General features: G+C 40.3%; 20 protein-coding genes and 3 tRNA genes. 19 read left to right on the top strand and 4 right to left on the bottom strand.

Annotation, left to right across the window (positions count from 1 at the left end):
• Positions 1-9: 9 nt before the first annotated feature.
• The gene (locus tag TRESU_RS07785; protein WP_013701702.1) at positions 10-369 is read right to left on the bottom strand and encodes a glycogen-binding domain-containing protein; all 360 of its coding nucleotides are present in this window, start codon (positions 367-369) and stop codon (positions 10-12) included.
• Between the two features lie 431 nt (positions 370-800).
• Between TRESU_RS07785 and miaB the strand changes: the two genes are divergently transcribed.
• The 9 genes from miaB to TRESU_RS07740 all read left to right on the top strand — a co-directional run bounded on the left by miaB (position 801) and on the right by TRESU_RS07740 (position 9,179).
• A complete protein-coding gene (gene miaB / locus TRESU_RS07780; protein ID WP_013701701.1) occupies positions 801-2,183 on the top strand; it encodes a tRNA (N6-isopentenyl adenosine(37)-C2)-methylthiotransferase MiaB in 1,383 nt (460 codons plus the stop codon).
• Positions 2,184-2,293: 110 nt separating this feature from the next.
• On the top strand, positions 2,294-3,067 hold the full coding sequence (locus TRESU_RS07775) for a transporter substrate-binding domain-containing protein (protein ID WP_013701700.1): 774 nt from the start codon (positions 2,294-2,296) through the stop codon (positions 3,065-3,067).
• A 15-nt stretch (positions 3,068-3,082) separates the two neighbouring features.
• Complete coding sequence (locus TRESU_RS07770; protein WP_013701699.1) at positions 3,083-3,751, top strand: amino acid ABC transporter permease; 669 nt, start codon at positions 3,083-3,085, stop codon at positions 3,749-3,751.
• Positions 3,738-4,460, top strand: coding sequence for an amino acid ABC transporter ATP-binding protein (locus tag TRESU_RS07765; protein WP_013701698.1), 723 nt, complete (start codon positions 3,738-3,740; stop codon positions 4,458-4,460). Before TRESU_RS07770 ends, TRESU_RS07765 begins: the two co-directional genes overlap by 14 nt.
• Before the next feature lie 120 nt (positions 4,461-4,580).
• On the top strand, positions 4,581-4,823 hold the full coding sequence (locus tag TRESU_RS07760; RefSeq protein ID WP_013701697.1) for a hypothetical protein: 243 nt from the start codon (positions 4,581-4,583) through the stop codon (positions 4,821-4,823).
• Positions 4,824-4,854: 31 nt separating this feature from the next.
• Positions 4,855-6,162 (top strand): hypothetical protein, encoded by a 1,308-nt coding sequence (locus TRESU_RS07755; RefSeq protein WP_013701696.1) that lies wholly within the window; start codon positions 4,855-4,857, stop codon positions 6,160-6,162.
• A gap of 358 nt (positions 6,163-6,520) precedes the next feature.
• The gene (locus tag TRESU_RS07750) at positions 6,521-8,101 is read left to right on the top strand and encodes a hypothetical protein (RefSeq protein WP_013701695.1); all 1,581 of its coding nucleotides are present in this window, start codon (positions 6,521-6,523) and stop codon (positions 8,099-8,101) included.
• Positions 8,102-8,193: 92 nt separating this feature from the next.
• Positions 8,194-8,268, top strand: a tRNA-Arg gene (locus TRESU_RS07745).
• A 521-nt stretch (positions 8,269-8,789) separates the two neighbouring features.
• Positions 8,790-9,179 carry a hypothetical protein gene (locus tag TRESU_RS07740; protein WP_013701694.1) on the top strand — a complete coding sequence of 130 codons (390 nt, stop codon included), beginning with the start codon at positions 8,790-8,792 and terminating at the stop codon, positions 9,177-9,179.
• Between the two features lie 154 nt (positions 9,180-9,333).
• Here TRESU_RS07740 and TRESU_RS07735 read toward each other — a convergent pair whose 3' ends face one another.
• The gene (locus TRESU_RS07735; RefSeq protein WP_013701693.1) at positions 9,334-10,500 is read right to left on the bottom strand and encodes a formylglycine-generating enzyme family protein; all 1,167 of its coding nucleotides are present in this window, start codon (positions 10,498-10,500) and stop codon (positions 9,334-9,336) included.
• 685 nt (positions 10,501-11,185) lie between these two features.
• Here TRESU_RS07735 and sufC point away from each other — a divergent pair.
• Genes sufC through sufU form a run of 5 tightly spaced genes read left to right on the top strand, consistent with a single transcriptional unit; the run spans position 11,186 to position 16,273 of the window.
• Positions 11,186-12,025 (top strand): Fe-S cluster assembly ATPase SufC, encoded by an 840-nt coding sequence (gene sufC / locus TRESU_RS07730; protein WP_013701692.1) that lies wholly within the window; start codon positions 11,186-11,188, stop codon positions 12,023-12,025.
• A gap of 14 nt (positions 12,026-12,039) precedes the next feature.
• Entirely contained in the window at positions 12,040-13,455 is a 1,416-nt protein-coding gene (gene sufB, locus TRESU_RS07725) for a Fe-S cluster assembly protein SufB (RefSeq protein WP_013701691.1), read from the top strand.
• A 10-nt stretch (positions 13,456-13,465) separates the two neighbouring features.
• Positions 13,466-14,518 (top strand): SufB/SufD family protein, encoded by a 1,053-nt coding sequence (locus tag TRESU_RS07720; RefSeq protein WP_013701690.1) that lies wholly within the window; start codon positions 13,466-13,468, stop codon positions 14,516-14,518.
• 10 nt (positions 14,519-14,528) lie between these two features.
• Complete coding sequence (locus tag TRESU_RS07715; RefSeq protein ID WP_013701689.1) at positions 14,529-15,773, top strand: aminotransferase class V-fold PLP-dependent enzyme; 1,245 nt, start codon at positions 14,529-14,531, stop codon at positions 15,771-15,773.
• Between the two features lie 26 nt (positions 15,774-15,799).
• Positions 15,800-16,273 carry a Fe-S cluster assembly sulfur transfer protein SufU gene (gene sufU / locus TRESU_RS07710; RefSeq protein WP_013701688.1) on the top strand — a complete coding sequence of 158 codons (474 nt, stop codon included), beginning with the start codon at positions 15,800-15,802 and terminating at the stop codon, positions 16,271-16,273.
• A 30-nt stretch (positions 16,274-16,303) separates the two neighbouring features.
• On the opposite strand, the gene relB is transcribed toward sufU, so the two are convergent.
• On the bottom strand, positions 16,304-16,537 hold the full coding sequence (relB, locus tag TRESU_RS07705) for a type II toxin-antitoxin system RelB family antitoxin (RefSeq protein ID WP_013701687.1): 234 nt from the start codon (positions 16,535-16,537) through the stop codon (positions 16,304-16,306).
• A gap of 147 nt (positions 16,538-16,684) precedes the next feature.
• Here relB and TRESU_RS07700 point away from each other — a divergent pair.
• From TRESU_RS07700 to TRESU_RS07680, 5 genes are all read left to right on the top strand, one after another.
• A tRNA-Gln gene (locus tag TRESU_RS07700) sits at positions 16,685-16,755 on the top strand.
• 36 nt (positions 16,756-16,791) lie between these two features.
• Positions 16,792-16,863 (top strand) — tRNA-Glu (locus tag TRESU_RS07695).
• A gap of 117 nt (positions 16,864-16,980) precedes the next feature.
• Entirely contained in the window at positions 16,981-18,213 is a 1,233-nt protein-coding gene (gene tyrS / locus TRESU_RS07690) for a tyrosine--tRNA ligase (RefSeq protein ID WP_013701686.1), read from the top strand.
• A 77-nt stretch (positions 18,214-18,290) separates the two neighbouring features.
• Positions 18,291-18,923: an adenylate kinase gene (locus tag TRESU_RS07685; RefSeq protein ID WP_013701685.1), complete on the top strand. Its 633-nt coding sequence runs from the start codon at positions 18,291-18,293 to the stop codon at positions 18,921-18,923.
• A gap of 115 nt (positions 18,924-19,038) precedes the next feature.
• Positions 19,039-20,526, top strand: coding sequence for a pallilysin-related adhesin (locus tag TRESU_RS07680; protein WP_013701684.1), 1,488 nt, complete (start codon positions 19,039-19,041; stop codon positions 20,524-20,526).
• On the opposite strand, the gene TRESU_RS07675 is transcribed toward TRESU_RS07680, so the two are convergent.
• Positions 20,523-21,176, bottom strand: coding sequence for a hypothetical protein (locus tag TRESU_RS07675; protein WP_013701683.1), 654 nt, complete (start codon positions 21,174-21,176; stop codon positions 20,523-20,525). The genes TRESU_RS07680 and TRESU_RS07675 overlap by 4 nt on opposite strands.
• Positions 21,177-21,203: the final 27 nt, after the last annotated feature.

The raw sequence follows: 21,203 nt of genomic DNA, 5'->3' as shown, positions 1-21,203 counted from the left end.
TTTAGGCTTTTAGTTTATGAGCGTCTTTACGTCTACAACACCGTTTTTTCCGCCGAATCCGTCATCTGTTGTCGCCGGAGCGTTTTTGTCTGTCATCCAGTTTCCGTTTATGATGAACTTGTAAGTAAGGACGCTTTTTTCTGAAACAACTTTTCTGTATACAAAAGTGTCGCCTTCTTTTTTCATTGTCTTTGCGCCAGACTGCCAGTTTGTAAAGTCGCCTGCAAGAAGAACATTTTTTGCGCTCGGGTGTGAATATGAGAATGTAACTTCTACTTTTCCATTGTCGAGCTTTTTGCAAGCCACATCAGCGAAAACTGCCGCAGAAAACATTGCCATTGCGGCTGCCATTGCTAAGATTTTTTTCAATTGAAATTTCCTCCTTATTTTCAATCTATGCTCCGAATTTTATAATGACAAAAAGTCTGTGTCAAACAATTTGTAAAAATATTATGAAAACCGTTTTATTGTATACTTTTTATACTTAAAAATCATATTTTTGTTGTATTTTTGTTTTGGTAGAAATGCAATCAGGGCAAACGCATTATAAATAATTTAAGTAAAGTTTGCGCGAAGGAACGGTTTCTGGGGCAAAAACACTCTGATTGTTGCGACCGCATGAGCGGACAATTCTATAGTTACTTTGCAACAATCAGCGTGTAGCGCATTATTGCGCGATTTTGAACCAGGAAACCGTGTCTGAAAGGCAATTTTATGCTGAATACATTTATAATGCGTTTGCCCTGGAAATGCAATCTTTTTCAATTGTGCAATGACAGTTTATTCTTTATAATGAGCAGATGACTTATTTTTTTGAAACTTACGGCTGTGAGATGAACATTGCCGAAAGCGCTTCCGTTGAACAGATTTTAATTTCACGCGGCTGGAAAAAGGCTGAAAACGCTCAGCTTGCCGACCTTGTTGTAATAAACACTTGCTCTGTGCGCGGTTCCGCAGAAGAAAGAATATTCGGGCGGCTAGGATTTTTTTCAGGGCTGAAGAAAGTGCGTTCGTGCGCTCCCGACGCAAAAAAAAGAAACATGGAAATTGCCGCGGAATATGTGCAGAAAAACGGAGCGGTTCCTCTTACTTTGATTGTAATGGGCTGCATGGCTGAACGTCTTTTAAAGTCGCTTCAAAAGCAATGGCCTTGCGTTGACTATGTTGTGGGCACATTTGCAAAAAATAAATTCGGAGAGATAATCCAGGCGGTTGAGGAAGGCCAGAAATATATACAGACTGACGAAGAGCCTGTCTACGTTTTTGCGGAAACTTCGTATGAGGAAGGCGCGTTTTCAACCTTTGTTCCCATTATGCACGGCTGCAACAATTTCTGCTCGTACTGCATTGTTCCTTATGTGCGCGGCAGGGAAGTGAGCCGTCCTGTGGAACAGATTCTGCATGAGCTTGATGTGCTTGCCCGCCGCGGTGTAAAGGAAATAACGCTTTTGGGGCAGAACGTGAATTCTTACAAGGGCGCAGACGGAATGAATTTTCCGAACCTTTTAAAAACAATCTGCCGCCATTTGGAGCAAACAAATTCTCCTATTGAATGGATTCGGTTTGAATCAAGCAATCCCAAGGATTTTTCTGACGAGCTTATAGATGTGATTGCGGAAGAAAAGCGCATTTGCCGCGGACTTCACATTGCGGTTCAGCACGGCTCAAATTCAATTTTAAAAGCCATGAACCGCAAATATACACGCGAACAATATCTTTTGCTTGTTCAAAAACTGCGAGAACGTATTCCGGAAATTCAGCTTACAACGGACATCATGCTTGGCTTCCCTGGAGAAACTGAAGAAGACTTTGAGCAGGCGGCTTCTCTTATGAAGGAAGTGGAATTTGAAAGCGCGTTTATGTACTATTATAATCCGCGTGAAGGAACTCCCGCCGCAAAAATGCAGAACCAGATTCCGCTTGAAGTAAAAAAAGAGCGTCTTCAGAAAATCATAGACATTCAGCTTGGAATTACAAGAAAAGTGATGGAAAAGCAGGTTGGAAAAAACATAAAGGTTCTTGCCGACATTATAAGCCGCGACAACGCCAATGAGCTTTTGGGCAAGACAGAGCAGAACGAGCGCATTGCATTTGAAGCTCCGGTTTCTCTAATCGGAAAATTTGTGCAAGTGCATATAGACAGTCTGAACGGAAACACATTTAAGGGCAGCCTTGTTCACTAGAAAATCGGCTCTTAATTGAAAATCAACTGAAAAACTGCTAGAATATGTGAGTTTTCAGATTTGATATGGAAACATAATCTTTAATTTAAATATTTAAATAGAGGCATTTTATGAAAAAAACTGTTGTTTTGGCATTTGCATTGGCAGCTTGCATGGTTCTTCCTGTAAGCGCAAAGAAAAAGTCTGTTCAAATCAAAGGAATAGAAGATCTTGACGGAAAACGCATCGGAGTTCAGGGCGGCACAACCGGCGAAACTTATGTTCAGGAAAATTTGAAGAATGCAAAACTTTCTTCTTTTAAGTCTGGAATGGATGCTGCTCTTGACCTTATGAACGGCCAGATTGACGCTATTGTTCTTGACGAGCTTCCGGCAAAGCAGATTGTTTCCCGCAACAGCAAAAAGCTCAAGATTGTGGATTCAAAATTTGCACAGGAAGAATATTCAATCGCTGTAAAAAAAGGCAACTCTTCCCTTTTGGAATCAATCAACAAGACAATTGCTTCTCTTAAGGCTAACGGCGGATACGAAGAGCTTGTTAACGCATTTATGCCTGCTGACGGAGTTGTAAAAATTCCTGGCGATGAGGCTCTTTCTGGAAAAGTTGTAAAGCTTGGAACAAACGCCGCATTTCCTCCATTTGAATATGTTGAGGGAACAAAAATTGTTGGCTTTGACATTACAATGGGTCAGAAAATTGCAAAGGACTTGGGACAGTCTCTTGAAGTTGTTGATATGTCTTTTGACAGCCTGATTCCAGCTCTTTCTAGCGGAGCGATTGATTTTATTGCTGCCGGAATGAGCGTTACAGAAGAGCGCAAGAAGAACGTGGATTTTTCCGAGCCGTACTTCACTTCAAATCAGGTTATTATAGTCCGTAAGTAGTTTTTGGAGACGGCTGTGTTTGATTCAATTTACGATACGCTTATTTCCGGGCAGCGGTGGCTTTTGCTTCTGCAGGGACTGGGAGTTACAATTTATATCGCTATTGTCGCGATTATCCTCGGAACGATTTTGGGAGCAGTGTTCGCGCTGTTCAAGATTTCAAAGAATCCTGTTTTGAGGATAGTTGCGGAAATCTACACAACCGTTATCCGCGGAATTCCTTTGGCAACCCAGCTCATGATTTTCTACTTTGTTGTTTTTGCTCCTCTTGGGCTTGACCGTGTGCTGGTTGCGACTCTTGCCTATGGAATAAATTCCGGGGCTTACTGCACAGAGATTTTCCGCGCAGGAATACAAGGCGTGGATTCAGGGCAGATGGAGGCAGGACGTTCTTTGGGGCTGAACTACTGGCAGACTCTTACAATGATAATTTTTCCGCAGGCAGCAAAAGCTGTTCTTCCTACTTACACAAGCGAATTCATAGTTCTTATAAAAGAAACTTCCGTGGCAAGCTTTATTGCAGTTATGGATCTTACAAAAGCCGGAGACATGATCCGCAACGCCACTTACAACGCCTGGATTCCGCTTCTTTCGTGCGCCCTTATATACCTTTGCCTTACGCTTGGGCTTACAAAGCTGTTTTCGATTCTTGAAAAAAGGATGGCAAAAAGTGATAGAGACTAAAGACTTGAAAATAAGCTTTGGAGAGCTGAAAGTTCTAAAAGGCATAACGCAGACAATAAAACAGGGCGAAAAAGTTGTAATAATAGGGCCTTCCGGCTCTGGAAAGTCCACTTTTCTGCGCTGCCTTAATCTTCTTGAAACCCCAGATTCCGGCTCTATTCTTTTTGAAGGAAACGACATCACAAGCAAAAATGCGGATATAAATCTTGTGCGCCGCCAGATGGGAATGGTTTTTCAGCATTTTAATCTTTTTCCGCATCTTACGGTTCTAAAAAATATCACTCTTGCGCCGGTTAAGCTCAAGCTTCTTTCTCAAAATCAGGCGGATGAAAAAGCGATGGAACTTTTGGAGCGGATTGGGCTTGCGGACAAAGCGGACGTTTATCCTTCAACTTTAAGCGGCGGTCAGAAGCAGAGAATTGCGATTGTGCGCTCCCTTGCGATGTCGCCAAAGGTCATGCTGTTTGACGAGCCTACCAGCGCGCTTGACCCGGAAATGGTCGGCGAAGTTCTTTCCGTTATGAAGGAGCTTGCAAAAGGCGGAATGACAATGGTTGTTGTAACGCATGAAATGGGATTCGCCCGTGAAGTTGCTGACCGAGTTGTTTTTATGGAAGACGGAATCGTTGCGGAAGAAGGAACGCCGTCGCAGATTTTTGACTCTCCAAAGTCCGAGAGATTAAAGAAATTCCTTAACTGCATTTTATAAAAAACTTTCTATTAGACAGTGGCTGCATTTTGTGCGGCCATTTTTTTTGTAATTTAAATCAAAAAACTTGAATTCCGTCCGAATTTGAATCATAATATCTTTATGAGCTGGAGGTTTTTTATGAGAAAATTTGGTTTTACTGCGCTGGTTTCTTTTTTGTTTTTGCTTGCTTCCTGCATGAATATGGGAGGCTCTTCTGGAGAAGACGGCGCAATCCGTGTTGCTCTTCCGGGAAGCGGTTCGCGCGGCGCATACACTCTTAGCAAGAAAAATGCAAAGACATATAAAGTAGCCCTTTTATTGGACGGCGAAAACTTAAAAACTCAAACTTCCGAGGCGGGGGGGGGCGGACATAGTATTTGACGAGCTTGAGCCTGCCACTTACACAGTCCAGGTGGAAGCCTATGACACAACTGATGTTCTTCTTGCAAGAAAAAGCGAGACTATAAAAGTTACCGCCGGAGAAACTGCGGAATGCTCAATTGCCCTTAAGCTTTTTGCAAGCAGTATTCTGGAGTCAAATTATATCTTGTGGAATTATAGAGAGTTAAAAAAATATTTTAAAGGCTTTTCTAGTATATCTGAAAATACTGAAGTTGAAAACTCACAATTTTATTCTTCCTACCAGTATGTAAGTCTTGCAGAAACTGCAAGCGCACAGTATGTAATGACAATGGGCAGTGATACTTTATCTTATTCTATAACAAATCTTTCCAATAATTCTTCATCAAGTATAAAAACAGATAATGTTACTCTTTTTTATGACTGTCTCTATTATGATGATACTACAGATTCTTTGTGGGTCGGAGCATATGATAGTAGTAGTAGAAAACAACTTTATTTTGCAAGAATAAACGGTGCTCCTGATTCAACAAACAGAACAACGTTACAAAGTTCTAATTTCATAATTGATTCTACCAAAGGTAGTGACACTAGCACTTTTGCAGTGCAGGGCAGCACACTTTATTTTGCTTATAAATCCTATGATAATGGCACTTGCTATCTCCAGCGTGCCTCAATAACAGAAAACGCAGACGGCACATTTGCGGTTTCTAAGGTTGGCTCGGCAAAATCTGTTTCAGACCTAGGCGTTTCCGGCGCGATTACTGATATTGCAATTCTTTATGACGGAACAGTTTATGTTCTTGTTTCAAATGTGGGCAATTCATCGGGCGATTCGGGGGACTTGTTTAACTATTATTATGACAAAAGCAACACAATGTACAGCCGCGGCGCGCTCCTAAAAATACAAAGCACAAGCTCGGGATTTGAAGTAGTTGACACCTTGGGCTGGACTGGTTCTTCAAGGCAGATAGCTCCTGTTGGAGAAGCAAAAGATGAGTCTACTCTTACAATATTGCAGCCTTTGACAGCATACATTCCGTCTCTTTCTGAAAACAGCAATAAATTCTACGGACCGCGCAGGTTTGTTGCCATAAAGCCAAAAGAGATTGCAATTGCGGACTGCGGCGCAAACTTTGTAATGCCAAACTGTAACAAAAAGCTGTATGGAAAAAGGTTTGACCACAATAGAGTTGTAACAGTAAGCCTGTCCAGTTTTGCAATTAATGTTGTTACGGAACTTAAAAATATAAAATTCAGCGATCTTACTTTAGGCGGAAGTGGAACTTCTGGTGGATATATATATGCTAAAGACTGTAAATATAAAGATACAGATAATAATGAAATAGAAGAACAATAGTTTGTTTTATTAGTGCAGCTGGACAGTGTTGGATAATTAATTTCCCTTAAGTTCGAGTTTTGATAAGAACAGCAATTTAAGTGTCATTTCCCGTGCTACGACACTGCGATGTTTACGCAGTAAACTCGGTCAGGAATCTGTTGTAAAATCTCAATAGATTATAAACCGGGTTTCTTTAAGAAACATCGCAGGGGCAAGCCCGATAATGACATAAAATCATAAAACTTGACATTCAGGATATATAGATGTCATCACAAGAATGATACTAAATCATTTCTCTTTGTCTAAATTTAAATCAAAAACTTGAATTCCGTCCGAATTTGAATCATAATATCTTTATAAGCACTGGAGGTTTTTTATGAGAAAATTTGGTTTTACTGCGCTGGTTTCTTTTTTGTTTTTGCTTGCTTCCTGCATGAATATGGGAGGCTCTTCTGGAGAAGACGGCGCAATCCGTGTTGCTCTTCCGGGAAGCGGTTCGCGCGGCGCATACACTCTTAGCAAGAAAAATGCAAAGACATATAAAGTAGCCCTTTTATTGGACGGCGAAAACTTAAAAACTCAAACTTCCGAGGCGGGGGGGGCGGACATAGTATTTGACGAGCTTGAGCCTGCCACTTACACAGTCCAGGTGGAAGCCTATGACACAAATGATGTTCTTCTTGCAAGAAAAAGCGAGACTATAAAAGTTACCGCCGGAGAAACTGCGGAATGCTCAATTGCCCTTAAGCTTTTTGCAAGCAGTATTCTGGACAGCGGATATATACTGTGGAAGTATAGTTATACAGATTATACAAATTATTTTGAAGGCTTTTCTAGTATATCTGAAAATACTGATGTAACAAGTACATCGATTTCTGACAATTCTACATCTTTTGCAGAAGATACGGATGGTAATAAATATGTAATGATATTAAATTATGATGATAATCATTATTATATAAAATCTACTAGCAACATTACTTCAGAAATTTCAACAGATAACTTATTTCCTTTTATAAACTTATTTCCTTTCCAAGATTCTCTTTATTATGATGATTCCGCAGCTGTTTTATGGGCTGGATTGTATTCTTATGATGAGAATAAGGATACTAATACAATTTGTTTTTCAAAGATAAAAGAATTGGATAGCAATGGCAGAACACCAAAAGATTCAGATTTTAGTATTCCTTTTGATGATAGTGATTTTTGTTCTTTTGCAATTCAAGGCAGCGTTCTTTATCTTTCATATAAACAAAAAGAAATATATTATCTCCAGCGTGCTACAATTACAGAAAAAACTGACGGCACATTTGCGGTTTCTAAGGTCGGCTCGGCAAAATCTGTTTCAGACCTAGGCGTTTCCGGCGCGATTACTGATGTTGCAATTCTTTATGACGGAACAGTTTATGTTCTTGTTTCGAATGTGGGCAATTCATCGGGCGATTCGGAGGACTCGTTTAACTATAACTATGCCCTAAGCAACACAATGTACAGCCGCGGCGCGCTCTTAAAAATACAAAGCACAGACTCAGGATTTGAAGTAGTTGACACCTTGGGCTGGACTGGTTCTTCAAGGCAGATAGCTCCTGTTGGGGACGCGATATATGGTGGAGAAAGTTTAAAGCCTTTGACAGCATACATTCCGTCTCTTTCTGAAAACAGCAAAAAATTCTACGGGCCGCGCAGATTTGTTGCCATAAAGCCAAAAGAGATTGCAATTGCGGACTGCGGCGCAAACTTTGTAATGCCAAACTGTAACAAAAGTCAAAATGGAAAAAGGTTTGACCACAATAGAGTTGTAACAGTAAGCCTGTCCAGTTTTGCAATTAGTGTTGTTACGGAACTTAAAAATATAAAATTCAGCAATCTTACTTTAGACGGAAGTGGAATTTCTGGTGGATATATAAATGCTATAGGCTGTGAAGATAAAAATAATGATAAAATAGAAGAACAATAGTTTGTTTTATTAGTGCAGCTCTCTAAAAATTGCAAAAAATCGCTTTTTTCACTTGAAGAAACTTGCAAAATAATATAGACTATTCTCCATTCGGCGCTTTAGCTCAGCTGGATTAGAGCATCTGCCTTCTAAGCAGAGGGTCGACGGTTCGAGCCCGCCAAGCGTCACTAGTCCGTTTCTGGTTTTCTGGAAGCGGACTTTTTGTTTTTAAGCGTTTGATTCATGTATGCCATTTTCTTTGTATTGTAATTACAGTCAAACTGTACAGCAAGCACAGACAGACTGTACAACCGCCCCAGTTTGATTGTGCTTAAGCCCCAGACAGACTGTATAGCCGCCCCAGTTTGATTGTGCTTACGCCCCAGACAAACTGTATAGCCACTACAGACAAACTGTATAACAAGCCCAGACAAACTGTAGCGTAAGGCATAGTAGCCTGTACCTTTAGAAATCATATACAATTACTACAGTGTTAAGCACCATAATCTAGTCACATTGCTTTGTGAATCTAATTTGATTTTTTTTGAAGTCTAGTTAGGTTTAGAATTGAGCACGCAGGATATAAACTCAAACTGATATTAAAAACACGAATGCTCCAAGCATAATGCATAAATTCTAAGCATATAAAGCTAAAAGGTCAAGATTATTTTTTAGCTATTAAACAAATGAAAAAATAGAAGCAACTTTTATGTCTGGTGGACAAATAAAAGGAAAATCTGTTCCATTCTTTGAAGGAATTCCTTTTGGTGTTTATGATGTCTTATTGCCAAATTCAGATGGGCATTTTCGCCTTGAAGCAAGAGATGATTGTTACGGAGATGATAAAGTCTCTAATACTAAAAAATCCCAATTACGTTTACATGAAAGAGGTTCTGGAACTACCATTGGATGTATCTCAATTCTCAAAGATGATAAATGGAGAAAAATTGCCAAGATGATTAATGAAGCAAAAAATATAGGTGTAATGGCAAAATCTTTGAGTAGAAACCCATTTAATAGAGGAGAACCTGAAGAAAATACAAAATTAGCTATTTTGATTGTTGAAAATGGGATTAAGAATGAAAATGGGGAAGATTAGAAATTATATTCAATTACGATTAATATCTATTGCACTATTAATCTCAATATTAATAGCTGATTATTTATCAGATGTCTGATGAACCGTAAGATATCATTACTACATACAATTTCCTTATCAAAAACATTTTATGCTTTGTAACCAGTTTTTTCATTTAATGATTCTGTGCAATACGGAAACCGTTTGTAAGCCCAACTAAAGCACCGCCTTTGTATCCGGAACATCGTGAACCTACGATTTCATTTAAATAGTCTCCGCCTCTAAGTCCTCGTGCTGTAGAAAATTTATAAACTGAACCGTAAGAAACATCGTAGTCAAAACACCATTCAGGAACATTTCCGCTCATGTCGAAAAATCCTAAATGATTTGGAAGTTTTCCACCTGAAAGATGCATTCTTCTTCCAGAGATGGATTTTCCTGTTTTTGTTGAAAGCGTTGTGGTTGTATCATCTTGTCCTGTGTAAGTTTTTGAAGGTCCGTTTGAAGCGCTGTTTTGCCTTTGCCAGCAATATTCGTTTTGTTTTGTAGAAAAAGTAAACGATATTCCGTTCATTTTTTCTGTGGCTGTTGTTTTAATTGCAGAACCAGCTTCATCTCCAGAAACATTTCTTCCAGAAATTGCAGTTCCATCAAGGCGCTTTCGTGCAGCATATTCCCATTCTTTTACATAAGGAAGCCTGAAACCGTTTGCATTTGTGTTTACATACGGATTGTCAACTTCTCCCGGTTCTATCGCATAATTTTCTAAATCACCGAAAGCAACTCCAGTTGAATCTCTTAAAGGTGTTTTAAAATCTTTGTCTGTGCAGTAAACTGGTTCAAGACCTTTCATTTCGCTTAATGCATTGCACCATACCATTACATCGCGCCAAGTAAGACGGCAAACAGGCATTTCAACAAGTTTTGGCTCTTCTCCTGGTCCTGACATATTATTTTCTTTTTCAACTTCGCCAAAAACTCCTTCAACGCCTTTATTTACAATCGTGTAGCCGTTGTTTTTTGCCCATTTTAAAACTTCATACCAGGTGTTGTAACTTGTTTCGTACATTGCAAGTCGGAATGGTTTTACATTCGTCGTGTAGGGAACTTCAAGTAAATCTTCGCCTAAAATAATTGAGTCTGAGGTTCTTCCATCGATGAAAGAAATGTCAATCATCGTGAAATTGGCATTTTTGTTGTTGCTGAAAGTTACAGTTTGACTTTCTGTATTTATGATTTGACCTGGTTGAGTAGTATCTGTTTCTACATTACAGCCTGAAAAAATTAGAAGAATTGAAATAAATAAAGTTGAAATGAGCTTAAATTTTTCCATATTTATCATGTTTTTGCTAATTTTAAATTCTTGCAATTTTTTATAAAAATTTATCACATTTTTTTTCAAAATACAATGGATTTATTCATTCCTTAAGAAAATTAATTGTATTAACTTGTGTTAAATCAAATCTACAAAAACAGTCTATTCTATCTCGATTTTTGCCAAGAATAATTAAATTACTTTTTTTCCTCATGAAATAAGGTCTGTTCCCACTTTACACGAAATAAGATCTGTCCCCCTTTAAATAAATCTTCGTTATAACTGTACAAAATAAGTTATTTTTCATTTGATTTTTTAATAGTATTTGACGTAAAATATTATCGTTTTTATTTTTCATGCTGAAGCTCTGGGACTTGATCAGGGCAAACGCATTATAAATAATTTAAGTAAAGTTTGCGCGAAGAAACGGTTCCTGGGGCAAAAACACTCTGATTGTTGCGACCGCGTGAGCGGGCAATTCTATAGTTACTTTGCAACAATCAGCGTGTAGCGCATTATTGCGCGATTTTGAACCAGGAAACCGTGCCTGAAAGCCAGTTTTATGCTGAATAAATTTATAATGCGTTTGCCCTGGGGACTTGATTCCTAAACATTGCAATTTTCCTATAATATCAGTATATTTTAGTCATACATGGGAACTTTTTAGAACTTCGGTTTAAAAAAGCCTACTACATTTAAAATGAGGAATCCTATGGCAGAACCGCTGCTTTCAATTCAAGATTTGTGCACATCTGTTGGCGAAAAACAGATTCTTAAAAATATTTCATTGGACGTTGCTCCTGGAGAAATCCATGTTCTTATGGGACCGAACGGAGCTGGAAAATCAACTTTGGGCTATACTTTGATGGGAAGTCCCGAATATTCTGTAACCGGCGGAAAAATTATTTTTAATGGGCAGGACATCACTGCCGATTCCGCGGACAAAAGGGCAAAGTCAGGCATTTTCCTTAGCTTTCAGGAGCCGCTTGAAGTTCCGGGCGTTTCTCTTGAGTCGTTTATCCGCTCGTCAATGCAGCAGGTTACAGGCCAGAAAGTAAAGCTGATGCAGTTCAGCCGCGAGCTTGAAAAAAACATGGATCTGCTAAAAATGGATCACAGCTATGCTTCGCGCGATTTGAATGTTGGATTTAGTGGCGGAGAAAAAAAGAAGAGCGAAATTTTGCAGCTTTTGATGCTTAAGCCTAAGCTTGCCATTCTTGACGAAACGGATTCAGGGCTTGATGTTGACGCCTGCCGCATTGTTTCCGAGGGAATCAAAAAATACATGGAAGCTTCCGGCGGTTCTCTTATTGTAATAACCCATTCAACTAGAATTCTTGAAAATCTTTCTGTGGACAAAACCCATATCATCGTAAAAGGCCGCCTTGTTCATACCGGGGACGGAAGCCTTGTTCAGAAGATAAACGAGGAAGGCTTTGATGGCTTTATTCCGCAGGAAATAAAAGATGCCGAGCGCAAGGAAAAGCTTGCCGCCGCTGCAAGAGCCGCAATGGACGCTGTAAAGATGAACGCTGTCAACGGCGGACTTTAACCAGGAAAATTTTTATGGGCGAAGAAAAAACAAAAGTTTCAGATATTGACCGTTCTCTTTATGATTTTCGCTACGAGGAAAGCGACAGGGACTTTTATAAAATACGCGCAGGACTTGACGATTCGATTGTTCAGAAGCTAAGCGAGGAAAAAAGCGACCCTGAATGGATGAAAGAGTTCCGCTTAAAGAGCCTTCATTTGTTCAACGAGATAAATGAGCCTGACTGGGGACCGGACATCCGCGATTTGGACATTCAGAAAATTGTAACTTACGTAAAGCCTAAGACTGAAATGGCTGCGAAATGGGCTGACGTTCCAAAAGACATAAAGGACACTTTTGAAAAGCTTGGAATTCCAGAAGCCGAGCGTGAAAGTCTTGCCGGAGTTGGAGCGCAGTACGACAGCGAGGTTGTTTACCACAATGTTATAAAGGAAGTTGCGGAGCAGGGCGTAATCTACACGGATTTTGAGTCGGCGTTAAAAAGCGAGGAATGGGGCGGAATGGTAAAGGAATATTTTATGCACCTAGTTCCTCCGTCTGACCATAAATTCGCGGCTCTTCATGGGGCTGTCTGGAGCGGCGGAAGTTTTGTCTATGTTCCAAAGAATGTAAAGGTAAAGATTCCTTTGCAGTCATATTTCAGGCTTAATGCGGCAGGAGCCGGCCAGTTTGAGCATACATTGATTATTGTGGACGAGGGCGCGGACTTGCACTTTATTGAAGGCTGTTCCGCTCCAAAGTACAATGTTGCGAATCTTCATGCAGGCTGCGTTGAGCTTTATGTAAAGAAAAATGCCCGGCTGCGCTATTCAACAATTGAAAACTGGTCAAAGAATATGTACAACTTGAATACCAAGCGCGCCATTGTTGAAGAAAACGGACGCATGGAATGGGTTTCCGGCAGTTTTGGAAGCCACATTTCATATTTGTATCCGACTACAATTTTAAAGGGCGACAATTCAAGTGTTGAATTTACTGGAATCACTTTTGCAGGCAAAGGTCAAAATCTTGATACTGGCGCAAAGATGGTTCACATTGGAAAAAACACTTCGACTGTAATAAACACTAAGTCCATTTCAAAAGGCGGCGGTGCCTGCACTTACAGAAGTTCCATAGTCGTGAACAAAGGCGCGAAAAATTCAAAGGCGAGCGTTGACTGCTCTTCGCTCATGCTTGACGATGAAAGTCGCAGCGACACTGTTCCTGCAATTAATGTAATGACAGACGACTGCGACATTGGACACGAGGCAAAAATCGGGCGCATTTCCAACAAGGCGATATTTTATCTTATGAGCCGCGGAATCAGCGAGGAAGATGCAAGGGCGATGATTGTTTCAGGCTTTGCAAATCCTGTGAGCAAGGAGCTTCCGCTTGAGTACGCTGTTGAAATGAACAACTTGATTCAGCTTGAAATGAAAGGCAGCATGTAAGGGGCTAGAAATGGAAAATTTTGAAATAGATGTAAACCAGTTTCCAAGCCTCACTTGGAATTTTCTGAATATAAACAGGGCGCACCTTGAGTTCAGCAGTGAATTTAAATCTTGCGTCTCAATTTCCGGCGCAAAAGAAATTGAAAATTCTGCTTTATATGATTCAATAAAAACCGGGCTTGGCGAAGGCTTTGACAAGAAGTTTGATTCTCTTTTGCAGAAAAACGGAATAAAGACTTTGCTTTTTACTGCGGAATCCAAAAATCAGGTTCAAAAAATTGAGCTTTTTGCGCAGGAAAACGAAGCTTCTGTTTGCGACATTATAATTCATGCAAAGGAAAATTCGCAGGCTTCTTATATTTTTGTCTATAAAAGTGAACCGGAACTTTTAAATGCTCAGCTTGGAGTTAGAATCCGTGTGCTTGCACAAGAGAATTCGCATGTGCATATTTGCTGTGTGAACTTGCTTGGAAAAAACGCCGTGCATTTTAATTCAGTTGGCTCAAACTGCAAGGACAATGCGACTATAGAAATAACGGAGCTTGAACTTGGCGGAAAAAAAACGTTCAGCGGAACTTTCAATAGCCTTGAAGGATACAGGAGCCGTTTCTTGGGAAGAGCAGCCTACGTTGTAAAAGGTGAGTCTTTCCTTGACATGAACCAGGTTGCGCTGCAGACAGGCAAAAGCAGTGAAAGCCGTTTTTCTGTAGACGGAGTTTTGCTTGAAAAGGCGAAAAAAACTTGGAGAGGCACAATCGACTTTAAGAAAGGCTGCGCGGATTCAGTGGGAGATGAGCAGGAGGATGTTCTTTTACTTAGCCCGGACGTTGTGAACAAAAGCCTTCCTGTTATTCTTTGCGATGAGGAAGCTGTTGAAGGCCGCCATGGGTGCTCAATTGGCAAAGTTGATATGGAAAAACTTTTCTATATGCAGAGTCGCGGAGTTGACGAAAAGACTGCGAGAGAGCTTTTGACAAAGGCAAAGGTTTCAAAGGTTTCACGGTTTATTCCAGATGAAAGCCTTGTGGAAGAAATCAATTCTTTTGTTGAAGCGATTATATAACGAGGAAACTATGTTCAGTGCAGAAGAAATACGCAGCGATTTTAAGATATTCAGCCGGCCGGAAAATGAAGGGCTTATTTACTTGGACAGTGCGGCTACAACTCATCGACCGGAATGTGTGATTCAGGCGGAAGCTGATTTTTATAGAAGCAACAATGCCAATCCTTTGCGCGGACTTTACGCTTTGAGCATAAGGGCGACTGATGACTATGAAAACGCAAGGGCTTCTGTTGCAAAATTCCTGAATGCCGCCGAGCCTGCGGAAATTATTTTTACACGCAATGCTTCTGAAAGCCTGAATCTTGTTGCGTACACTATTGGACTTTCTGAAGTTCAGGCAGGAGATGAAGTTGTTGTAAGCTGCATGGAGCATCATTCTAATATTCTTCCGTGGCAAATGGTCTGCAATGCAAAGGGCGCAAAACTCGTGTGGCTTGAATGCGATTCTTCTGCGGAAATTTCAGAACAGGAGATAAAGGCAAAAATAAATTCCAAGACAAAAATTGTTGCGGTTGCGCAGGTTAGCAATGTCTTTGGAATTACGAATCCTATAGAACAAATTGCAAGCTATGCTCATAAAGTTGGAAACGGTGGAAAGGGAGCTTATGTTGTTGTAGACGGAGCTCAGAGCGCGCCGCATAAAAAAATCGATGTGCAGGCATTGGATGCGGACTTTTTTGCTTTTTCGGGGCACAAGCTTTGCGCTCCTATGGGAATTGGCGCTCTTTATGGAAAAAAACATCTACTTGAAAAGATTCCGCCTTTTTTGCGTGGCGGAGAAATGATTGAATATGTTACCCGCGAAACTGCGACTTTTGCAGAAGTTCCGCATAAGTTTGAAGCCGGAACTGTAAATGCCGGCGGTGCTGTTGCGCTTGCAAAGGCGATTGAATATATTCAGGGAATCGGGCTTGGTAATATAGAAAAAAATGACGACTCTCTTGCCCAGACAATGATAGAGGGAATGAAAAAAATTCCTTATCTTCACATAATTGGAAACAACGACTATAAAAAGCACTGCGGAATTGTTACATTTACGATTGACGGCGTGCATCCGCATGACATTGCTTCTATTCTTGATACAGAAAAAATTGCAGTTAGGGCAGGCCATCATTGCGCTCAGCCTTTGATGCAGAAACTTGGAGTAGGCTCAACTGCGCGCGCAAGCTGCTACTTTTACAACACACAGCAGGAAGTGGAAGTTTTCATTGAAAAGCTAAAACTTGTCCGCCGCTGGATGGGATTTAAAGAATAAAGGCAATTAAAAATTGAGGTATTAATATGGATTTGAAATCGCTTTATCAGGAAATTCTTAACGAGCATAATTTGAACCCGACCCACAAGGGCGTTATGGAAAATCCGACGTTTACTTTGCAAGGCGTGAATCCGAGTTGCGGAGACAATATTTATCTTCAGCTTAAAATTGATGATAACGGAATAATTTCAGAAGGAAGTTTTAACGGTTCAGGATGCGCTGTAAGCCAGGCTTCTGTAGATATGATGCTTGATGACATAATTGGAAAGCCAAAAGATGAAGCTTTGCGTCTTGCATCTCTTTTTATGGACATGATTTACGGCAAGATTGAAGATGACAACGCTTTAGAAGAACTTGACGAAGCCGCAAGCCTTAAAAATATCAGCAAAATGCCCGCCCGTGTAAAATGCGCAGTTCTTGGCTGGCACACAATGGAAGAAATGCTTAAAAACGGAAAAACTGCCGGTCAAGGAAGCGTGGAGCACTGCACAACAGAATAAATTTTGCTTAGCCTTTGTAGATTTCTTTATTTATAATCCAGCCTTAGCAAATACTTCTTCAGCTGGAATTGGTTTTTCTTTTCCGCTTTTTATATCCTCGAGGATTTTTTCAGAAAGATAGATGTCTTCTAAATCTTCAAGATAATCTTCAAGCAAAAGGTTATAATAGAAACTTGTTGGCCTGTGTGTTTCTTTTGCAAGAAAGTCCATTCTGCTTTTAAGTTCTGGTGTTGTTCTGAATGTTACTGTTGCGGTCATTGCCATAATTCTACCTCTTTGTAATACAACGTAATCGATGTATTACAATTTGTCAAATAAACAAAAAGTGCAATAACCAAAATTTTTCAATAAAAACAATGATTTGCTATTGACTTTTTTTTTATGACCTTGTATTTTATATGCACATTGCATTCCCCGATTGTGTAATGGTAGCACTTGAGATTCTGGTTCTCACTGTGGGGGTTCGAATCCTCCTTGGGGAATATAAGCTGGACTGCTAGTCTGGCTTTTTTTGTTTAGGTTCCTTCGTCTATCGGCTAGGACGTGACCCTCTCAAGGTCGAAAGACGGGTTCGATTCCCGTAGGAACCGTTTGCTCCTGTTTTGCGCAGGGGCTTTTTTTATGCATTTTTACTAGAAACTCATAGGAAAAAATGATAGTCTTTTGGAACATATAAAAATCAGTATTCATTTAACTTGGAGTAGGAAATGACATTTTTTGAGGAGCTTCAGTGGCGCGGACTTGTTAAGGATGTTGCCGGAGAAGACATTGCGGACAAGCTTAACAATGAAAAAATCACATTTTACTGGGGAACTGACCCTACAGCAGATAGCCTTCATTTGGGACATTATTCGTCTTTGGTGACGGCAAAACGTCTTGCGCGGGCAGGACATCACCCGATTCTTTTGGTTGGCGGCTCTACAGGTCTTATTGGAGATCCGCGTCCTACAGCAGAGCGTGAAATAATCAGCCACGAAACGCTTGAAAAAAATCTTGCGGGAATAAAAAGCCAGGTTGACAGGATTTTTGAAGGAAAGGCTGAAATTGTAAACAACTACGACTGGACAAAAGACTATACTTTCCTTGAATTTTTGCGCGACATTGGAAAATACATAAACGTAAACTATATGCTTTCAAAGGAAATAATTTCGCGCCGCCTTGACACTGGAATTACTTTTGCAGAATTTTCATACACGCTTTTGCAGGGCTATGACTTTTTGTGGCTTTACAGAAATAAAAACTGCATTCTTCAGGCTGAAGGCGCGGACCAGTGGGGAAATATAACAACAGGCCTTGAGCTTATCCGCAAGATTGAAGGCAAGGAAGCTTACGGATTTACAATGCCGCTTGTTTTGGACAAGTACGGAAATAAATTCGGAAAAAGCGCAGGAAACGCATTGTGGCTTGACTTGAACAAAACTTCAAGCTATGAGCTTTATCAATACCTTGTGAATGTTGACGACTCTATGGTTGTTGACTACCTTAAGATTTTTACTTTCCTTTCAAAAGAACAGATTGAAGAGCTTGAGGCAAAAAACAAGGAGCATCCAGAGCTTCGCGAGGCTCACAAGGCTTTGGCACGTGAAATTATAACTGATTTGCACGGAGCGGCAGAGTTTGTAAAAGCCGTGAATATAAGCAGTTCCCTTTTTTCAGGCGATGTGAAATCTCTTAGCTTAAAGGACATTGAAATTGGATTTAAGGATGTTCCGACCATCTCGATTTCAGAAGGCGAAAAACTGATTGATGTGCTTGTAAACAATAAAATCGCTTCAAGCAAACGCGAGGCAAGGGAATTTCTTGCGGCAGGCTCAATAACTTTAAATGGCGAAAAGTTCACGGATGAAAATATGCCTGTAACAAGCCAGCTTGCAATCGAAGGAAAAGTGATTGTCTTGCGCCGCGGAAAAAAGAAAAACTACATTGTTAAATTTGGTTGAGAATTTGCAAATTCTGATTTATAATATCATGCGGTGTTTTTATAAGGGCACGCTAAAATTTTATGGGAGTAAAACAAATGAATTTTATTTTTTTAGGACCACCGGGAGCAGGAAAAGGAACTTTGGCGGCGCAGGTTGCTGAAGAGTACGGAATTCCTCAGATTTCAACAGGAGATATTTTCCGCGAGAACATCAAGAACCAGACAGAGCTTGGAAAAAAAGTCAAGGCAATTCTTGATTCCGGCGGACTTGTAAGCGATGAAGTTGTGCTTGAAATTGTAGAAGATAGACTCAAGAAAGATGACTGCAAGAACGGCTTTATCTTGGACGGATTCCCTCGCACAATTCCACAGGCAGAAGCATTTGAAAAACTTGGAATCGATGTAAAAGTAGTTAACTTTGAAGTTGACAACGACTTGATTATTGCGCGCCTTTCAAATCGCCGTGTATGCAAAAACTGCAAGGCAAACTACAATGTTAAGTTTATGCCTCCAAAAGTTGAAGGCAAATGCGACAAATGCGGCGGAGAGCTCTTTACACGCGAAGATGACAAGCTTGAGTCTATAACTCACCGTCTTGAAGTTTACAGAAAAGAAACTGAGCCTCTTATTGAATTCTACAAGAAGCTTGGAAAAATCACAGACATCGACAGCGCAAGAGATTCAAGCCTTGTTCTTGTTGACTTTAAAAAGCTTTTTCCAAAGAAATAAGATTTTAAGCATTTAGCTTTTATTGGCTGTTCGGCAATCGGGCAGCCTTTTTTTTCTTTGCTACTGAAATTTGTTTCGCCTTGAAAATCATTTCCAACTCTTGTATTATTTTTCTATGCAGAAAAAAGTTACACTTGCTCTTTTTATTGTGATTGTGGCGGCAGGAGCTGTCGCGTTTATTGCAAAGAATTATTTCTATAAGCCAGATAAAAATAAAGCATCAGCTTCTGTTGTTGTGCCGATGTCGAGTTCCGCGGAAGAAAAAAAGAATTCAGCATTTTCTTCAATGGAAGAGGATAACGCGCTTGTTTCTCTTGTTCCGCTTAATCCCAACGAGACTTTGATAAGCATTGTGAGCATGGATTTTGACGGCGACGGTTTTGATGACCAAGTGAATGTAATCAGGACAATGGACAGTCCGTACCTTGCGATTTTGGTGGGGCTTTATAATCCGCAGAGAACTGTTTACGAAAGAAAAGCTGTCATTGCCACGGAAATTTCCCAGGCGCAGACTTTTTCTTATACCGGCATGGATTTGACCGGCGAGCACAGAACCGCTTTGGTTTATCAGGGATTTGCAGATAACGGAGATTCCATTCTGCAGGCGTTTTTTATTTCGAATTCAGGCGGAAGCTTTTCGCTTTTAAAGATTGCCGATTTGCGTGGTGACGGAACAATTTTTATTCAGCAGCTTGACCGGTACGATGCCTACGAACGCTCAAAGGCAAACGGCGCAAGTTTTCCAATCTGGGTTTATACTTCGGACACAGAACGGCCGGGCAGCGCAGATCAGCTTCAAATTCAGTACGAATGGAGGCATTCAGAAAACAGCTATGTAAAAACAAGAACTGTCCGTGTTGCAGGAAGCAGAATTACGGCAAAGGAACTTGCGAAAATTCAGGACGGAACTGTTGCCACATTTGCAGGCTTTTTGAACGGACTTTGGTATATGCCTGAATCCAACGGCAACTTGCGGTATGTTTTTTTTGACTATGATTCCCGCGAAATTATTTTTTTCAAGGACGATACGGAAGAAGTTTACAAGTGGGCGCACAGCAATATCCGGCGCAATGGAATTTATCTTTCCACTATAAATCAGGAAATTGAAAATCTTCAGCGCAGAATTGACATAAGCCTTAAAAGCACAGAAGAAATTCATATAAGAATTCAAGATGATGTGCGGATGCTTATAAGTGAAAATGCTGTGTGGGACGGAAACTACAAAAAAAATGGAAAAAATATGTTTTTGAAAAACGCTTCATCAAACTCAGGCAGTGTTTCGGCAGTTTTTGAAAAAGACAGCACTTGGAAAATTCCAGATGGCTCTACAGTGAAGCTTCAGGGCGGAAAATATTCAATGGAATCTGAAGGCTTTTTGGAAACTGGCATTTACACTTGCTTTGTGAATGAAGGCGTTTCGTTTATCCAGTTTCGGCCTGATTCTGAAAACAATGCGCGTTTTTCTGGAATTTATAAAGTGACTATGGAAGAAAACAATACGCCGCAAAAGAAATATGTTTTGCATCCGTGCAGGGCGACTGGCTACGGAATAGTTCCGCAGGAGTCACGCCCAGTTGTCCTTATGATTCCGTCTGACAGTTAATAAACAAGATTTATGTTGTCAACAAAAACTGAGCCTGAAAAACTTTTGCCTTTTATTTGGAAAGAAATGGTTCTTATGTCGTCTTTTTCAATTAAGCCAGAAATTTGATTGCCGTTTTCGTCTGTTATTTCGTGAAGCAAGTCAAAGTAGACATTTATGTTTTCGCCTATGCCAAGAAGAATTTCTTGTGTCCTTGAAACTATGTGATGCGGTCCGCCTTGAGTTTCCAAAAGAATTGCAAGCGGATTTTGGCAAGTGTTGTTTATGTCTGCAATCAAGGCTTTTGCGTCTGTCCAGTCTTTTTGAACAAGATTTTCTATTGCAAACGAAGCTTTTGAGTTTTCTGGAATTTTTGCAAAGCTCCATTGCGCGCAGAAATCTCCTTGTGAGTTCCATTCTTCCGTGGTGTCCGTGTCTGTGGAATAATCGTCGCTTTTTGTTTCGCCTAGGGCATACCAGAAGTTTTCTTCTTCAAATCCGTCTATAAGCTCAAGAGTTCCTTTTGGAAGCGGATTATTTATAGGAATGATTTTTGCCACTGTGTTTTTTTCCGTATTGATTTCTGTGTCCGGTTTGCTTGGCATGGAAGCGCACGACACTAAAAAAGCCGCCGGTATAAAAAGAAGCATTGCTTGGACTGTTTTTTTCATAATTCCTCCGTAAAGTAACAGGCTATG

Origin of the sequence: Treponema succinifaciens DSM 2489 (assembly GCF_000195275.1) — a bacterium.
GTDB classification, from domain to species: Bacteria; Spirochaetota; Spirochaetia; order Treponematales; family Treponemataceae; genus Treponema_D; species Treponema_D succinifaciens.
This window is presented reverse-complemented; position numbering and strand designations above follow the sequence as displayed.

Excerpts from the sequence above, each read along its gene's own strand:
- TRESU_RS07735 (WP_013701693.1), bottom strand. The coding sequence starts at position 10,500 with ATGATAAATATGGAAAAATTTAAGCTCATTTCAACTTTATTTATTTCA.
- TRESU_RS07750 (WP_013701695.1), top strand. The coding sequence starts at position 6,521 with ATGAGAAAATTTGGTTTTACTGCGCTGGTTTCTTTTTTGTTTTTGCTT.
- TRESU_RS07685 (WP_013701685.1), top strand. The coding sequence starts at position 18,291 with ATGAATTTTATTTTTTTAGGACCACCGGGAGCAGGAAAAGGAACTTTG.
- TRESU_RS07720 (WP_013701690.1), top strand. The coding sequence starts at position 13,466 with ATGGAAAATTTTGAAATAGATGTAAACCAGTTTCCAAGCCTCACTTGG.
- tyrS (WP_013701686.1), top strand. The coding sequence starts at position 16,981 with ATGACATTTTTTGAGGAGCTTCAGTGGCGCGGACTTGTTAAGGATGTT.
- TRESU_RS07760 (WP_013701697.1), top strand. The coding sequence starts at position 4,581 with ATGAGAAAATTTGGTTTTACTGCGCTGGTTTCTTTTTTGTTTTTGCTT.
- TRESU_RS07675 (WP_013701683.1), bottom strand. The coding sequence starts at position 21,176 with ATGAAAAAAACAGTCCAAGCAATGCTTCTTTTTATACCGGCGGCTTTT.
- sufC (WP_013701692.1), top strand. The coding sequence starts at position 11,186 with ATGGCAGAACCGCTGCTTTCAATTCAAGATTTGTGCACATCTGTTGGC.
- sufU (WP_013701688.1), top strand. The coding sequence starts at position 15,800 with ATGGATTTGAAATCGCTTTATCAGGAAATTCTTAACGAGCATAATTTG.
- miaB (WP_013701701.1), top strand. The coding sequence starts at position 801 with ATGACTTATTTTTTTGAAACTTACGGCTGTGAGATGAACATTGCCGAA.
- TRESU_RS07715 (WP_013701689.1), top strand. The coding sequence starts at position 14,529 with ATGTTCAGTGCAGAAGAAATACGCAGCGATTTTAAGATATTCAGCCGG.
- TRESU_RS07740 (WP_013701694.1), top strand. The coding sequence starts at position 8,790 with ATGTCTGGTGGACAAATAAAAGGAAAATCTGTTCCATTCTTTGAAGGA.
- relB (WP_013701687.1), bottom strand. The coding sequence starts at position 16,537 with ATGGCAATGACCGCAACAGTAACATTCAGAACAACACCAGAACTTAAA.
- sufB (WP_013701691.1), top strand. The coding sequence starts at position 12,040 with ATGGGCGAAGAAAAAACAAAAGTTTCAGATATTGACCGTTCTCTTTAT.
- TRESU_RS07680 (WP_013701684.1), top strand. The coding sequence starts at position 19,039 with ATGCAGAAAAAAGTTACACTTGCTCTTTTTATTGTGATTGTGGCGGCA.
- TRESU_RS07775 (WP_013701700.1), top strand. The coding sequence starts at position 2,294 with ATGAAAAAAACTGTTGTTTTGGCATTTGCATTGGCAGCTTGCATGGTT.